Source organism: Microcoleus vaginatus FACHB-2002, assembly GCF_040004035.1.
Lineage (GTDB): Bacteria > Cyanobacteriota > Cyanobacteriia > Cyanobacteriales > Microcoleaceae > Microcoleus > Microcoleus vaginatus_C.
Genome location: NZ_JAMPLN010000013.1, coordinates 109,387 through 125,798, shown reverse-complemented (window position 1 = coordinate 125,798; position 16,412 = coordinate 109,387). Strand labels below are relative to the sequence as shown.

Here is a 16,412-nt window from a genome sequence, read left to right as displayed (position 1 = left end):
GAATTACCAATAACTAGATTGTATTCTTGTTGGCTGTTCCTAATTCCCTAGTCCTAATCAAACGTTTAACTGCACAACAGCTTATAAATCCAATGGAGGAATTCCACTTGGGAAATTACCTTGAATTAGATTAATGATTTTCTCAAATTGATACTGGTTGGCGAGTTCCGTCAGATGAGTACCGAATTGAGCGAGTTCTGAGGAAAGTTGAGCTACCAGTTCAATTATCGCAACATCATCCCCACATAAAGCAGCATCTTCCAACTCAACCACCCATACTTTTGGTAATGTTGCCAGAAGCATTGGATCGAGGGAATCTGAAACGGAAGAGGCAACAGAACAGAGGTAAGAAGGAAAACAATCTGTTCCCCGTTCCCCTTTTTCTGTTTCCTCTTCCTGATATACATACTCTAACCCCAGGTATTCCGCCATCTTAAGAAATAGGGTCTGTTCCCGGAACGGCTTGCTGATGTAGTCGTTGCAGCCAGCAGCCAAGGCGAGGGCGCGATCGCTCTGGGAAGCCTGGGCCGTAAGTGCAATAATGATACTGTTCTGTCCGTCTTCCATTGCCCGAATTTGCTTCGTAGCCTCGTATCCATCTAACACGGGCATCCGAATGTCCATCCAGGTTAGGTCTGGTTGCCATTGTTGCCAAATCTGCACAGCTTGCTGTCCGTTGGTAGCTTCTTTTACCTCTAATCCTAATTGTGTCAGTAATCTGACCATTAGCAAGCGATTTTCTGCTTGATCGTCAACCACCAAAATGCGATGATCCCCTTGACTGGGAGCCAGCCCAATCACGAGGCGATTATTCTCTTCGGGTGTAACATTAACTCCACTGATGGGGCTGACGGGAAGGGTAAAGGTGAAGGTACTCCCCTGTCCCACAGTGCTGCTGACAGAAATTTTTCCGCCCATGAGTTCCAACAATTTGCGGCTAATGGTGAGACCTAGCCCAGTACCGCCGGTCGATCGCTTCCCAGCTTGAGCTTGCACAAACGCATCGAAGATAGTATTGAGTTCGATCGGTGCAATGCCTAAACCTGTGTCAGCGACTACAAACTGGAGAATCGGCCGAGTTGTGCTTAATGCCACTCTACCGGAAGCCTCAATGCTGACTTGCAAAGTAATGCTTCCCCGATCGGTAAATTTGATGGCATTACTCAGCAGATTGAGCAAAACCTGGCGCAGTTTTTGAGCATCGACCAGCATAAATTGGGGAACTTCTGGCGCAATCTCGAAACAAAGGTTAAGTCCTTTAGAAGTTGCTCGTTCCGCCAACATATTTCGCAGGGAATGCAGCAGCGCAATTAAGTCCAATCCGCTTTGTTCAACTGTGCAGTGTCCCGATTCAATTTTGGAAAGATCCAGCACATCGTTAATCAAACTCAAGAGGTGATCTCCACTGCGTCGAATTGTTTGCAGGTCTTGTTTTTGGTTGGGAGTTAGGGATGGGTCATGGGTCATCACTTGGGCAAATCCTAGAATTACGTTGAGAGGAGTGCGTAATTCGTGGCTCATATTGGCTAGGAAGGTACTTTTTGCCAAGTTCGCTGCTTCTGCTGCTTCCATTGCGTGCTGGAGTGCCAGTTCTTTTTGTTTGCGATCGCTGATGTCTTTGTGCGTTCCAATCATCCGTAAAGGCTTACCATCTTCATCGTAGGCAACGACTTTCCCGTAGTTAGCGATCCACTTCCACTCACCTGACTTGCAACGCACACGATAGTCAAAGGCATATTTGAGAGAGCTATCTTGCAAGTTACTATTGAGAGCCTCAAAAACCCATAATTTATCATCAGGGTGAATCATCTGTTCCCAGACGTTCACATCAATCACCAACTCACCGGGCTTGTAGCCCAGCATCTCCTGGTAGTAGGAATTAATGTAAATTTCTCCAGTTTCAATTTTCCAATCCCATAGTCCATCTCCAGAGGCTTCTAGTGCCAGCATTAAGCGTTCCTCACTGCGTTGTAAAGCGGTTTCCACTTGATGTTGTCGTGTCACATCGATCGCCACACCACCTACTAGCATTTGCCCAGATAAGTCGGGGATGAGAAATTTGTAAACCAGAAACTCACCCAGGGTTCCATCTCGACGGGACGCAATCTCAATCGTTTCAATTAGCTCGTTGGTTTGAGCAACCTTTTGGATATTGTCTAGAAATTGTTGGGCGATGGCGACGGGGTAAAGTTCAAAAATCGATTTTCCAATCAGATCCTCAGTGGGTAACTCGAAGGTATTAAGATAAGTCTGGCTGGCATAGAGCATTACACCATTTCCATCGGTAATCCAGGCAGGGGCAGGGCTGTGATTCATGAAGGCTTGGAAGCGAGTTTCACTCTCTCGGAGTGCCTGTTCTGCTTGTTGGCGTTCCGCTTCGTTCCGTTTGCGATCGCTAATATCCCGGCAAATACAGAAGTGCATCATCTGACCTTCTAATTCCACCCGGCTCCAGCTAATTTCCACGTCATATTCCGAACCATCCTTACGCCGATGTCGCGTCTCAAACAGAGGAAGATTTTTCTCTTTTGTTAAGATAACTTGTAGTTCTTCCTTCGTCCATTGAGCATCCCAATCAAAGACATTAAGATTCATGGTTTCTTCCAGGGTGTAGCCCAGCATCCGCGCAAAACTCGGGCTAAAATCGACTATTTTTCCGAGCCGATCCATGACAACAACACCGTCCAGGGAAGTGTTGAAGAAGGCTTTACTTCGCCGAAGTTCCTGTTCGAGCGCAACTTCGGCTTTTTTGCGATCGCTAATATCTTTCATGAAGCAGTAATGCCCCATAAATTGGTGCTGTTCGTCGTAAGTTGAAATCATCACCAATTGCTTATAAAAAACCGAACCGTCTTTACGAACCCCTCTGGTTTCAACTTCAACTCTGCCCTCTTGCACCATCAGCCCATAGGCTGCAACCAATTTTTTCAACTCATCTGGATCTACGGTTTTTTCCCAGGACATCCCGATCATTTCTTCTGGCTGATAGCCTGTCACGTCAGAATATGCTTTATTGACATAGAGGTAACGTCCTTGAGTGTCTATTCGGGAAATGCCGGACAGCGCATTTTTCATCACCTCACTCATTTCTCTAACCTCTGCTTCTGCTTGTTTGCGATCGGTGATATCTTCTGAAAAACAAAGTAGGTACTGAGGCTGATGCTGCTGGTCGTAAATGGGAATCTTCACCGTATGCAGCCAACGTTTTCCCAGACAATGACTGTCAATGACTTCTTCTAGAATATCCTCAGTCTTACCTTTGTCAAAGGCTTCTCTATCCTTTTGGTCAAAAAAGATAGCCTGTTCGGTTGGAAAAAAATCATAGCCACTTTTGCCGATCGCTTGTTCGGCTGAAATGCCAAATAACCGTTCGCTGGTTTTATTCCAAAACTGAAATACGCCAAATTGTTTAGGCTCTGCGTCCTTAACAAAAACCGCCACCGGTAAATTATCCAGCAGTGCTTGTAAGAAATTGCGAGTGTTTTGGATGTCCTGCTCTACTTTTTTGCTTTTACTAACATCAATAAACGTAACTACAACTTGTGTGATTTGACCGTTTTGAGCGAACTCCGGGTAGGCATTCACTAATACCCAAACACAACTATCAATTTCTTTTTTAATTCCTAAAACATAATTTTTGAGGGAACTTCTACTGGATAAAACCTGATTTACCGGATATTCCTCTAGGGGCATAACGCTGCCATCTTCCCGCACAAAATGCCAGGCCGGAGATATCGCAGTTTTTCCCAGCATTTGATCCATTGAAAGCCCTAGTAATTCACAGGCCGTTTCATTACATAATTGGATGCTGGTATCTGTCGCATGAATCACAAAACCTGCATTTAAGTTATCGATCAATTGCCGATATCTGGCTTCGCTTACCAGTAAAGCAACTTCAGCTTGCTTGCGCTCCGTAATGTCGGTGTGAGAGCCAGCCATCCGAATTACGTTACCTGCATCATCCCAAAGTGCCTGACCGCGATCCAAAATCCATTTGTAGGAACCATCTTTGCAGCGAATGCGATGTTCTGTGATATAAAAAGGAGTTTTCTTGGCAAAATGATCTTGAACGGCTTGCATCACCCATCCCAAATCATCGGGATGTACCAGATTAGCCCATTCGTCTACAATGTTTTGGATTTCATGGTCTTCATAGCCCAGCATTTCCTTCCAGCGACTAGAAAAGAAGACCTCATTGGTTTGAACATTCCAATCCCAAATGCCGTCATTATTCCCGCGTACAGACAGTTCCCAGCGTTCTTCACTTTGACGTAGTGCTGCTTCTGCTTGTTTGCGGTCAGCAATATTCCGAGCAATCTTTGAGGCTCCAATTATATTCCCTGCTTGGTCTTTAATGGGGGAGACACTCATCGAGACATCGATTAATGTTCCATCTTTCCTCAGCCTCTTTGTATCGTAGTGTTTGATACGTTCTCCTCGCTGGATTTTGGTGAGAATTTCGTTTTCCTCATCTTGATAGTCTGCGGGAATCAGTTTTCTCCCTGATTGCCCTACTATTTCGGCCGCTGTATAGCCAAAAATTGTTTCGGCTCCTACATTCCAACTTGTAACTACACCCTCTAAATCTTTGCTGAGAATGGCATCTTCCGAAGATTCAACGATCGCAGCTAGTTGAGCGATCGCAATTTCTGCCTGTTGTCGCTGGTGAATTTCCCATTGCAACTGGCGATTGGCTTTTTTGAATTTATCGACTTTGCAATAACTAACTTGTGCGAGATACATGACCCACATAAGCAGCCCAACTAAAACTAAGCCACCAATTAATACAATTCTAGGCCAATAAAACTTGACTCTTTCTACTAAATCTAAATTTGGATAAACATCGATTTTCCAGTCTACACCATAGGCTTTCACTACAACTGTTTTACGATCGAAGTTTTGAGACAAAGATTCTTGACCGTAGAGCAAACTTGTGCCATCATAGATAGCCACCTTGTACCCTGGTGACACTTTTAAAATACTTTCAAATAGAGTCTTAAACTGAAAAACTCCGACAATAAACCCATCAAACCGTTCACCTACAAACAAAGGAAAACTTGCTAAAAATCCTTGACCCCCTTGAACGAGTGAAATATTGCGACTTAAGATAGGTTGACGCAAATCACGAGCTACTTGCAAAGTGATTTTGCGACGCAGTTCCCCATTCAAATCTAGGTTTTGCGCTGCCTCATTCCCTGCCAGTGGCGCAACCCATCGCACTTTAAATGATGGATCGACTAATGCGATCGCCTGATAACCGTAGAAATCCTTTACATAAGCATCAGCATCGGCTTCCCAAAGAGCCTTTGGTGTACCGCCATTGGCTTGCCAGCGATTCGCCATTTGCCGAAGTGTCAACACCCGAATTGATAATCCTTCGCTCAGTTGTGACTGAATCGCATTGGCTTCCTGCTGAATTAACTGCTCGATGTGAATTTGTCCGTTGATGGTTAGCTGTTGCCACGTAAATAAAACAGCAAGAGAAGCCACCACACCAAGCAAAAGAGGTAGCCATCGTTTAAGTTGTGTTTGGTCTAAACTTATAATTACTTTGCGTCGAGGGATTACCATAAATTAAGCAATAGATGAATAGAGCTGTCTTCAATATTTTGGGCTATACTTGGGTAATTTAATGATGCAAGAAAACTAAGTGTTGAGCCTGATAACCAGTTAGCGCTAAGGCAATCTCTAAACTTTATACCCCCTAAGTTGAGCTATTAAATTCCATCGGTAAAGAAGGTTGTTCCTTAACCCCTAGCCCTTTAACTAGATTTATAGAGGGCGAGGAGCCACATCTGTTCAGATTGTAAATAGGTATTGTTTGCCAACATTGGCGACAAAACCAGTAGATTTGATGCTCGCGAACGTGACGCAGCATTTGATTCAAGCAGCAGGGGCAGTGTGTCATAAAGACCTCTTTTTTAACTAAAGGGTATTTCACTGTTGTTGCAAAGTGCTGTAAGCTCGCTAGAAGCAACCATAACAAAACTCTAGAGAAAAAAATAAAGATTTGGTAAAGAATATAAAAGGGTTAAGGAAAAGATACAAGTTTAAACATTCCGTAATAAAATCAAGAGCGCAGAGAATTTTTCTCCCACAATACGCAGCTTGTAATGTCCGATATGGTGTGTTATAATCCTACACTATTCAGATGCAGCTTTTGAGACCCATTCCTACATAAAATAATTTTACTGCTCGCTGTTCCTTGATTTGATCTGAGAGTCTAAATCCCAGCCCTACACATTGGCAGTTTGAACAGGAACCATAGCTGGAGCGAGGGGATTCACTATGACTGCTGGCAGATGATATTGACAGTTTTAATTAATTGTTGACTATAGCAAGATAATAATTTGTCAAACCAATTCTTGCCGAAAACTTTTTTGTGTGTATAACCCGTGAGGCGGCAGAAAAAAGGATTTACCTAGCCCCCGAAACTTAATTTTAGAGGGTGCTCGTTGCAGTTAGCCGATCGCACCACCCAAAACACCCCAACAGCCCAAAATACAAGCACCCCAATATATTGACAATATTATTTTTTTGCGTATTATATTAAAAACCCGTAAAATTTCTATTCGGATGCCGAACTAATGAACTCCTCACTAACCAATAAAAACCTCAAAATTGCAGCATTTACAGCCATAGTTTCGATATTATTTCCCGCAGCTTTACCTACAGTTGCCTCAGCCCAGACAGCACTGGAAGAAATTCGGCAAACTGGCATTCTAAAAGTTGGCATCAGAAAAGATGCCCCTCCCTTCGGCTACTTAGAAGGTGAAAAATGGCAAGGAGTTTGCATGGAAGGCTTAGAACTTTTTCGAGCTGACTTAGAAAAAAAATTAAATCGATCTATCCGCTTAGAAAAACTAGAAACAGATCTCAATGAATCAGCGGAAAAAGGTCGCTTCCGCAGCGTAACTAGCAAGCGCACTCACCTAGAATGCGGGCCTAATACAATTCTAAAAAATCCCCCCACCGGGATTGCATATTCACTGCCTTTTTTATACAGCGGCACTTATCTGTTAGTCAAGCCAGAAAACAGACTGAGAGTCAACCCTTCGGGATTCCTGCAAGACGTGACCATTGGCGTGCTAAGCGGTTCTATTACCCAACAATTCATTGCAGGTCGATATCAACTAGCCAACCAGCGAATTTATGAAGGTATCACGGGCAGAGAGTCGGGTGTAAAAGATGCGGCATCCGGCACAATCGATGCCTTCGCTAGCGACGGAATGCTGTTAGTAGGAGAGGCGCTGAGACAGGGTTTAACTCAAAGCCAATATTCTGTTATACCGGAGCAGCCTTTAACCTGCATTTCTTACGGCATGATATTGCCAGCAAGTGACACTGAATGGAAAGAAACAGTCAATAATTATATTCGCAATCAAAGTTCGACGAACCTGTTGGAAAAAGTGCTGGGGCGCAATTCTCCTTTCCTACCGATGAGTGTCGCCGATCAAGATAAATGTATTTGAACCCAAATCGGGCAAGATGCTGGGCGCGCACCAGAAGAATAGGGGTCAGGTGTGGATTTTGTCAGGGCAAGTCCGATCGCTGCAACCAGTGGCGTCAATAGGCTCTAAACTGGATTCAGGAAGGCGCGCAGCACAGGTTTAGGAGGGTCATCAGTGACAGAAAAAAATTATCAATCGTCTTCTCTACCCACCTACGCGCGAAAAGAACTGCGGGAATTAGTTCGATCGCAGTTAAGGGCCCTGTTGGAAGAAGGAGACTTTAAAGGAGCAAAAGCGATTTTGCACCCGGTGCAGGAAGCAGACATAGCTGAAGCTATCGAAGGCCTGCCAGAAACCATGCAAGTAATAGCTTTCCGCTTGCTTTCCAAAGACGAAGCAATCGCAGTCTACGAATATCTCGACTCCAGCGTTCAGCAGTCCCTCTGCGAAAAATTCAAACGCCAAGAAGTCATTGACATTGTAGACAAAATGTCCCCGGACGATCGAGCTAAACTCTTTGACGAACTGCCGGCAATATTAGTCCGTCGCCTGTTGGGTGAATTGAGCCCGACGGAACGGGAAGCAACGGCCCAACTTTTGGGTTACGAAGCCAGTACCGCCGGCCGGATCATGACCCCAGAATACATTTCTCTGAAAGAAAGCTTTACCGTCGCCCAAGCTTTAGACCGAATTCGCTCTTTGGCTAGAACTACCGAAACAATTTATTCTCTTTACGTCACCGACGCCGGACGCAGCTTGACGGGTATTTTATCCTTGCGGGATTTAGTCACTGCGCCCCTCGACAAAACTGTCGGCGAAATTATGACCCGCGAGGTAGTTTCTGTTCAAACAGGAACGGATCAAGAAGAAGTAGCTAGGCTGATCCAGCGTTACGATTTTTTAGCTGTGCCCGTTGTAGACCGCGAACAGCGGCTGGTCGGCATCATTACAGTTGACGATGCGATCGACATTTTAGAACAAGAAGCAGCCAAAGATATTTATACCTTGGGTGGCGTCCAGTCCGGCGGCGACAATTATTTTCAGACTAATTTAATCACTGTTGCCCGGAAAAGGGTCGTGTGGCTGTTTGTTCTGCTTTTAACTAATACTGTCACCGGCGCAATTATTAGAGCTCAAGAAGATATTTTGAACCAAGTAGTCGCTCTAGCAGCCTTTATTCCCCTGCTGACTGGCACTGGAGGCAATGTCGGAGCTCAGTCCTCAACAGTTGTAATTCGCGGTTTGAATACTGATGAAATTACAGCAATGGGCCCGTTTCAAGTAATTGTTCGCGAGGGGATGGCGGGAGCGCTGCTAGGAGCTATATTGGGGACTGTAGCGACGGGCTGGGCTTATACTCTGCAAGGGAGTTTAGCAGTGGCACTCGCGGTGGGAGTGAGTTTGTTTGCGATCGCAATTTTAGCTTCTATTGCCGGTTCAGCTCTGCCGTTTCTATTTCGTTCTTTGGGTTTAGACCCCGCTTTAATGTCTGCTCCCTTTATTACCACCGCAGTTGATGTCCTTGGGGTCTTGATTTATTTCACTTTAGCTCGACTAATTTTGCAGCTTTAATATATTTAATTACATGGCTGTGAATAAAAAACTTAATTTGTTTTTCACCACTGCTAAATTCGGGGTCGCCGTCCGATTCCATACCGGATAGGTGCGCTCGCGCTTACTTTATTTTTACCCGCAGACTTGCACCAGTTCAAAAAAAGAATGCCAGTATCGGCCCTTGCTCCCAACTCCGAGCTTCATCAGTCATTCCAAATCTAAAATCTAAAATCTAAAATCTAAAATCTAAAATGGTATTAGCCTATGTCATCATCCAATTCACCCACCAAAATCCAAAATCCCAAGTCGAGCAATTTGTTAGAAACTGCTGAATTGGTTTTTCTTGCTGCCTCTGCTGTGGGATTGGCTGCTAGTTTGGTTTGGGGGGAGAGCGTTTATGCTCAAGTGCCTGTAGTGATTTCGTTGGTGTTGAATTTTGTGAATCGGCAAAAGCTGCACAAGCAAGTTAAAGCAAGTACGGCGGCAACGTTCGATCGCGTAAATCAACAAGCAGCTACTACCGATCGCGCGATCGAGCAATTGCAACTTGCTGTAAATGCTTTAGACGAAGCTGTTGCTCAAACATCTCGCGAAAATCTCAATGTTGGGCCTGGAGAAAACGTACACTCTCTCATTTCAGCCATTGAGAACCTGCGCCAGCGACTAATAATTTTAGAAAAAACTATTAAAATGATTCAAAGCGAGATCGAACTCACCAGCCGCCAATTCAAACAGCGGCCGGAGTTGCAACAAGTGGAAACTTTGACCACAATAATTCTGGACTTGCAGCAGTTTATCAACGAACTGCCGCAGTGGGGCAATTTGCAGCAGCGGCAGCTAACAGAACTTCAGCAAAAAGTAGACAATGCTTTGGCTCAGCTATCTGAAGAAATTGCTGTGATTCCCAACCGCGTGCAGGAGGCGGTAGCTAGTCGGGGTGTGGAAATTAACCCACAGCTTGGTTCTGGTTTGAATGGCGAGCAAAAGAATGGTTATCGGCCTAAAACCCCCAATGAGAAAATTCGTCAGAAATATCCCAGAGCTTATGTCAAGTGGAGTCAGGATGAAGACGAAAACTTGAAGAAAGAATATGCTAGCGGTCAACAAATTGACGAATTAGCTCAGAGATTTCAGCGACAGCCTAGTGCCATTCGTTCGCGATTACAAAAATTAGGATTAATCGAATAATGGTAATGGGTAATTAGTAATTTGTAACCACAGAAAACAGTCAACAGTCAACAGTCAACAGTCAACTGACAACAGACAAATAACAAAACGATCGCCCTTTTTTTTCAAAAGAGCGATCGCTTTGTTTCTGTATTCAGTACCGGCTGCCAACAGCGGGCCACTAACATTACATCTCAAGGCTTTTAAGCCTGGGTCTACCTCATTTTAGAAATCTTGGGGTAACAAAGAACTTAAACGCTCCAACAAAGGATCGGAATTCCGAGGAGGAGCAACTTCAGCATCAGACACTACATTATCATCCGCCACAGGCTCAGACTCAATGGGGCCAGGCTCTACTACTTTTGAAACTGGGGCAAAAGAAACTTGAGCAAACTTACTGTTAACACTCCCCTGCAATTGATCCAACTGCGCGCTGAGTTTACTCAGGTGATGTTCCAGTCCCTCCAAACGGCTTAATTCCTCTGCCGAAACATTGTGTTCAAACTCAGCAAATTTGACCACAAGTTCAGCAATACGCTGTTCCAACCGCTGAAAGCTCTGTGTAGAGCTAGTAGACTCAGATACAGACAAAAACTGCCACAAAGCCTGCTTGCAGAGATTGCTGAAAGTCTGATACTTCGTGAAAGCCAACTCTTTTTCAATAGCGGCCAGCAAAGTTTGATCCGCAGCATCTTCCGTAAACGCCACCGAGAAATTCGCCTTATTTTTTGCCCACAGTGCCATAGGGTTCAAGCCTTAATGCGTTACTTAATCGTGGCTAGCTGAGCCTCAGCATAAATAAACTGTCCCAAAGCATTAGCTTTCCGGGAAGGCTGAGCCAAGTGAGCCTTAAGATTGGCGTCTTTAAGCAAAGGTTGCAACACCTCCCAGAAAAACTCGCCGCCTCCGCCAGTCAGAACCACATCCGTCACACGTTCCGGCAGCCACTGCACCAAACGTTCGGACAGTTCGTTAGCGAAAGCCTCTCGCAAATCCTTAATAATCGGATCTAAATTAGTCGGCTTAGTCGCTCCTCTCGGACGGTAGAAACGCTGGCCTTCCGGTTTATTCACCGCTTCCAGTAAAGACAGAGATTGAGGGTCTGCTCCCGGAATCTTTGAGGCAACTTGTTCGTAGAACTTGTTCATTGCGAAGGAATCGCTCTTAGAAGCTGCCCGGGCGAACCGGAAACGATCGACCATTAACAAATCGGTAGTTTGGTGTCCGATATCCACAACAGCCACCGAGAGTTCGGGCAACTCCGGCGTAAACTCCTTGTTATCTTGAGCCTCGCACCAAATCAGGCTGCCGAACCCTTCCGGCATCACCCAAACGTGACTGATATTAATATCCACACGCTCGCCCCGGTACACCACAACGTGGGGAGAGCGCAGTTGGCTGATAATCTCTTCCTTTTCCTTCTCAAACTGATCCTGCGAATAAAACGGCAAACCCAGCACAACTGCTATTTCGCCCTTCATCTGGAAATATCCAGCACAGGAAAAGACCTTAACCAAAGCATCTACTACTTTCGACTGGTCAGCGCCACCGAGATTAGCGCCAAAATCTGCCGCCAATTGACCTATAGCGTAACCCTTGCCCTGGTACTCCAGCCACATATCCAACAGAGGGTCTGTTGCTTTGGACTCAAAGCTGCCACCCCGCACCTTTTCCACGGGCATAGTAGCCACGTTGGCAGGGATGAAAACAACGCTACTCGGGTTGCGACTCACGCAAGCTTTAGTTGCCGTCCGACCCAAATCAGCACTAATAATCGATTTGTTAGAAGCGACTTTAGTCTGCTGGGTCAGCATAGCCGAATTAGGAACAAGCTGTCTAGTTGTCATTGAAATGTGTTACCTCACTGAGCCTCACCATTATCATGCCTTATCCCTTGACACTGCCACGCTTAAAGACAGTGGGTGAAAGCGGCGATTCTTCTAACTCTACCGAGATCGGTATCGAAATCAGCACCAAACATTATATTCGGGACGATCGCCCTTACCGTAACTAACCTAACTTTTTCTGGAGCGATCGTCCTCGAAGCTCTGTTGCCTGAGAGTGCATTGTTAAGTTAAATTTAGTTAAGATTCTGAGTGTAAACTTTTGTCGCACTTCTCCCACACCGCGATCTTACCCGATCTGTCCCCCATTCAAGGCATCCGCATTTATGAAAATTTCTTGGCGAACTATACTACTTTGGACTTTACCCGCCTTAGTCATCGGCTTTTTCTTGTGGCAGGGGGCCTTTGCCCCATCCCCGGCAGAAATGAGCAAGAACACCGCCAGCACCCGCCTGAGCTACGGTCGATTCTTAGATTACTTAAACGCCGGTCGAGTGACCAGCGTTGACCTTTACGACGGAGGTCGGACGGCTATTGTCCTAGCAGTCGATCCCGAACTGGACAATCACGAGCAGCGGTGGCGGGTAGACTTGCCCTCAAATGCCCCGGAACTGGTTTCTAGGCTCAGAGACTCCAAAATCAGCTTCGACACTCACCCACTACGCAACGACGGTGCTGTCTGGGGACTTTTAGGCAATCTAGTATTTCCCCTCTTGTTAGTAGGAGGGCTGTTTTTCCTCTTCCGCCGCGGTGGCAACGTGCCAGGGGGCCCGGGCCAAGCCATGAATTTTGGCAAATCCAAAGCTCGCTTTCAAATGGAAGCTAAAACAGGCGTACTGTTCGACGACGTAGCAGGCGTTGAGGAAGCCAAAGAAGAACTTCAAGAAGTGGTGACATTCCTCAAAAAACCCGAACGCTTTACCGCAGTCGGGGCGAAGATTCCCAAAGGCGTGCTGCTAGTGGGCCCTCCCGGAACCGGTAAAACCCTGCTGGCAAAAGCGATCGCAGGCGAAGCCGGCGTGCCTTTCTTCAGCATCTCCGGTTCGGAATTTGTGGAAATGTTCGTCGGTGTCGGGGCTTCCCGCGTTCGGGACTTGTTCAAGAAAGCTAAAGAAAATGCTCCTTGCATCATCTTTATCGATGAAATCGATGCAGTGGGTCGCCAGCGCGGCGCCGGTATCGGTGGCGGTAACGACGAACGGGAACAAACCCTGAACCAGTTGCTGACCGAAATGGACGGTTTTGAGGGCAATACTGGCATTATCATCATTGCTGCTACGAACCGCCCCGACGTGCTCGACTCAGCGCTGCTGCGTCCGGGACGTTTTGACCGCCAAGTTAGCGTAGATACGCCGGATATCAAAGGCCGCTTGGAAATTTTGGAAGTTCACGCGCGCAACAAGAAGCTGTCTCCAGAGATTTCTTTGGACGCTATCGCCCGCCGCACTCCTGGTTTTACCGGCGCTGATTTGGCTAACTTGCTCAACGAAGCTGCGATTTTAACCGCCCGCCGCCGCAAAGAAGCAATTACGATGCTCGAAGTTGACGATGCAGTCGATCGCGTGGTAGCAGGTATGGAAGGCACTCCTTTGGTGGACAGCAAGAGCAAGCGCTTGATTGCTTACCACGAAATCGGCCACGCGATCGTCGGTACAATCATTCAAGCCCACGATCCAGTTCAAAAAGTTACCTTAGTTCCTCGCGGACAGGCCCGCGGCTTGACTTGGTTCATGCCCAGCGAAGACCAAGGTTTGATTTCTCGATCGCAAATTTTAGCCCGGATTAGCGGTGCTTTGGGCGGTCGCGCAGCCGAAGAAGTAGTTTTCGGCGATGCCGAAGTAACCACCGGTGCCGGCAACGACTTGCAGCAAGTCAGCGGTATGGCACGCCAAATGGTGACTCGCTACGGGATGTCTACCTTGGGCCCGATCGCCCTGGAAGCCCAGCAAAGCGAAATTTTCCTCGGCCGCGACTACACAGCGCGATCGGAATATTCCGAAGAAATAGCCTCTCGGATTGACGGACAAGTTCGCGCCATTGTCGATCATTGCTACGACGACGCCCGCCGAATTATTCGCGAAAATCGCACCGTGATCGATCGCTTAGTCGATTTGTTGATCGAAAAAGAAACCATCGACGGCGAAGAGTTGCGCCTAATCGTCTCTGAATACACTTTTGTTCCTGAAAAAGAACAATACGTTCCTCAGCTTTAAGACTTGTTTAAACATTACGGACACGGCATTGCCGTGTCTTTAAAAAGTAGGGACGTGGCACTATTGCCACGTCCCTACTTTTTTATTAAACTGTCAATAATATTAAACCGTCCCTAAACGTTAATTAACGCAGATGAATACTAAATGTGCCATACATATTAATAATTTGTCATTTTTTTTAATAGCAACTTTGATTTTTGTTTCCATCAATACTTTGAGCGCCCGCGCTGAAAAATTAAGATGTTTTGTAGATATTTGCATCGACCCCAGCAGCTTTGAATTAAGCAAATCGGATATTCCCGGTGCTCCTTCTTATCCAGTCAGAACTATTTTAGGAACTCAACAGTTTAGTAACCAGAAATTGTTGGCGCAAATGGAAGTTAACTGCCAGCAGCGAGAGTTGAGAACCGTCAGAGTTAGCGAAGATGGCGAAAATTGGTCGAATTTCGATCCGAGATGGACTTTAGTCGATCGCAACTCATCTTTGTCTCGGCTGGTTGACTATACTTGTAAATTGGCGATCGCAGAACAAGAGAATAAATAAGTAAGTAGACAAAGAAAAAAAACACATCACCTATATCTTCAACCCTGGGCTTGCGGGTGCAAGTCTGACCAGCAGCGCTTGAAACCGCCGAGTGTTAATATTACACTCAATCTAAAATCTAAAATCTAAAATCTAAAATCGAATGACAAACCCCACCGAGTATCGGCAAAGACGCGAACAATTAATGGCAAAAATTGGCAGCGGGACGGCGATATTTCGCAGCGCACCTGCTGCGGTCATGCACAACGATGTAGAATACGCCTATCGGCAAGATAGCGATTTTTTCTACTTAACCGGTTTCAACGAAGCTGCGGCGGTAGCAGTGCTCGCGCCGCACCACGAAGAACACAAATTTGTTTTGTTTGTGCAGCCAAAAGACTTGGAAAAAGAAACTTGGCACGGTTATCGCGCCGGAGTAGAAGGCGCTAAGGAATTGTACGGCGCGGATGAAGCTTTCCCCATCGCCGAACTTGCGGAAAAATTGCCGAAATATTTAGAAAAGGCCGATCGCATATATTATCACTTCGGGCGCGATCGTACTTTCAACCAAACAGTCCTCAATCACTGGCAGCGCTTGATGGCAACCTATCCGAAACGTGGCACAGGCCCGACAGCAATCGAAGATTCCAACATCATTTTACACCCGATGCGGCTGGTGAAAAGCGAAACAGAATTAGCATTAATGCGAAAAGCCGCTAATATTTCAGTTGCCGCCCACAACCGCGCCCAAGAATTCGCCAAACCCGGCAGATACGAATATGAAATTCAAGCTGAAATAGAACATACTTTTGGTTTAAATGGCTGCACTCCCGCTTACCCTTCAATTGTTGCATCCGGTTACAATTCTTGCGTCCTACACTACATCGAAAACAACCGCCAAATGCAGGAAAACGATTTGTTGCTAATAGATGCCGGTTGTGCTTGCGACTACTACAACGCTGATATTACTCGCACCTTTCCTGTTAGCGGCAAATTTACAGCCGAACAACAGATAATTTATGACTTAGTTTTGCAAGCACAATTGCAGGCAATTAGTCAAGTATATCCGGGAAATCCTTACAGCAAAATTCATGAAACGGCTGTGCGCGTTTTGGTGGAAGGTTTAATGGATTTAAAACTTTTGGTGGGTGACATTGAAGAGATAATTAAAGAAGAGAAATACAAGCCATTTTATATGCACCGCACTGGTCATTGGCTGGGATTGGATGTGCACGATGTCGGCGTTTATCAGTACGGCGAAAATCCGCAAGTTTTGCAGGCCGGACAAGTGCTGACGGTGGAACCGGGGATTTATATTTCTCCTTATATTAAACCGGTTGAAGGACAGCCGGAGGTTCCTGAAAAATGGCGCGGTATTGGCGTGAGGATTGAAGATGATGTTTTGGTGACACTTGAGGGCCATGAAGTCTTGACGGCGGGAGTTCCTAAATAATTGTTGACTGTTGACTGTTGACTGTTGACTGTTTGAACAATACCGATGCAACCGGAAAGGATATAATATTAAATCCAGTAGCATCGGAATTATGAGCGGGCTATATCATTCAGATATATTATTCCGATGCAACCGTCCATGATATAAGTTGGCACTGAAGGCTTGAGCTTTGTTAGTATGGGCTTGAAAAAGCTCAAGTCCGCAACT

10 protein-coding genes are annotated in these 16,412 nt (G+C 45.9%); 7 read left to right on the top strand and 3 right to left on the bottom strand.

Going from position 1 to position 16,412, the window contains the following annotated elements; genetic code table 11:
• Positions 1–81 precede the first annotated feature (81 nt).
• Positions 82–5,571: a PAS domain S-box protein gene (locus NDI35_RS13645; RefSeq protein ID WP_445313202.1), complete on the bottom strand. Its 5,490-nt coding sequence runs from the start codon at positions 5,569–5,571 to the stop codon at positions 82–84.
• 1,016 nt (positions 5,572–6,587) lie between these two features.
• Between NDI35_RS13645 and NDI35_RS13640 the strand changes: the two genes are divergently transcribed.
• From NDI35_RS13640 to NDI35_RS13630, 3 genes are all read left to right on the top strand, one after another.
• Positions 6,588–7,472 carry an amino acid ABC transporter substrate-binding protein gene (locus NDI35_RS13640; protein WP_445313201.1) on the top strand — a complete coding sequence of 295 codons (885 nt, stop codon included), beginning with the start codon at positions 6,588–6,590 and terminating at the stop codon, positions 7,470–7,472.
• A 153-nt stretch (positions 7,473–7,625) separates the two neighbouring features.
• Positions 7,626–9,023: a magnesium transporter gene (gene mgtE / locus NDI35_RS13635; RefSeq protein WP_445313200.1), complete on the top strand. Its 1,398-nt coding sequence runs from the start codon at positions 7,626–7,628 to the stop codon at positions 9,021–9,023.
• 246 nt (positions 9,024–9,269) lie between these two features.
• Entirely contained in the window at positions 9,270–10,193 is a 924-nt protein-coding gene (locus NDI35_RS13630) for a hypothetical protein (protein WP_445313199.1), read from the top strand.
• Between the two features lie 204 nt (positions 10,194–10,397).
• Here the strand turns inward: NDI35_RS13630 and fcmC are convergent, their stop codons facing one another.
• Both fcmC and fcmB read right to left on the bottom strand, forming a co-directional pair.
• Complete coding sequence (gene fcmC, locus NDI35_RS13625) at positions 10,398–10,916, bottom strand: filament morphology membrane protein FcmC (RefSeq protein ID WP_333170559.1); 519 nt, start codon at positions 10,914–10,916, stop codon at positions 10,398–10,400.
• 20 nt (positions 10,917–10,936) lie between these two features.
• Entirely contained in the window at positions 10,937–12,019 is a 1,083-nt protein-coding gene (gene fcmB / locus NDI35_RS13620; protein WP_333041971.1) for a filament morphology actin-like protein FcmB, read from the bottom strand.
• Positions 12,020–12,054: 35 nt separating this feature from the next.
• On the opposite strand from fcmB, the gene NDI35_RS13615 reads away from it, so the two are divergent.
• From NDI35_RS13615 to NDI35_RS13600, 4 genes are all read left to right on the top strand, one after another.
• Positions 12,055–12,186, top strand: a complete 132-nt coding sequence (locus NDI35_RS13615; protein WP_445313198.1) for a hypothetical protein — start codon at positions 12,055–12,057, stop codon at positions 12,184–12,186.
• A 156-nt stretch (positions 12,187–12,342) separates the two neighbouring features.
• Entirely contained in the window at positions 12,343–14,229 is a 1,887-nt protein-coding gene (ftsH2, locus tag NDI35_RS13610) for an ATP-dependent zinc metalloprotease FtsH2 (RefSeq protein WP_333205819.1), read from the top strand.
• A 133-nt stretch (positions 14,230–14,362) separates the two neighbouring features.
• Positions 14,363–14,773, top strand: a complete 411-nt coding sequence (locus NDI35_RS13605) for a hypothetical protein (RefSeq protein WP_445313197.1) — start codon at positions 14,363–14,365, stop codon at positions 14,771–14,773.
• Positions 14,774–14,915: 142 nt separating this feature from the next.
• Entirely contained in the window at positions 14,916–16,205 is a 1,290-nt protein-coding gene (locus NDI35_RS13600) for an aminopeptidase P N-terminal domain-containing protein (protein ID WP_445313196.1), read from the top strand.
• Positions 16,206–16,412: the final 207 nt, after the last annotated feature.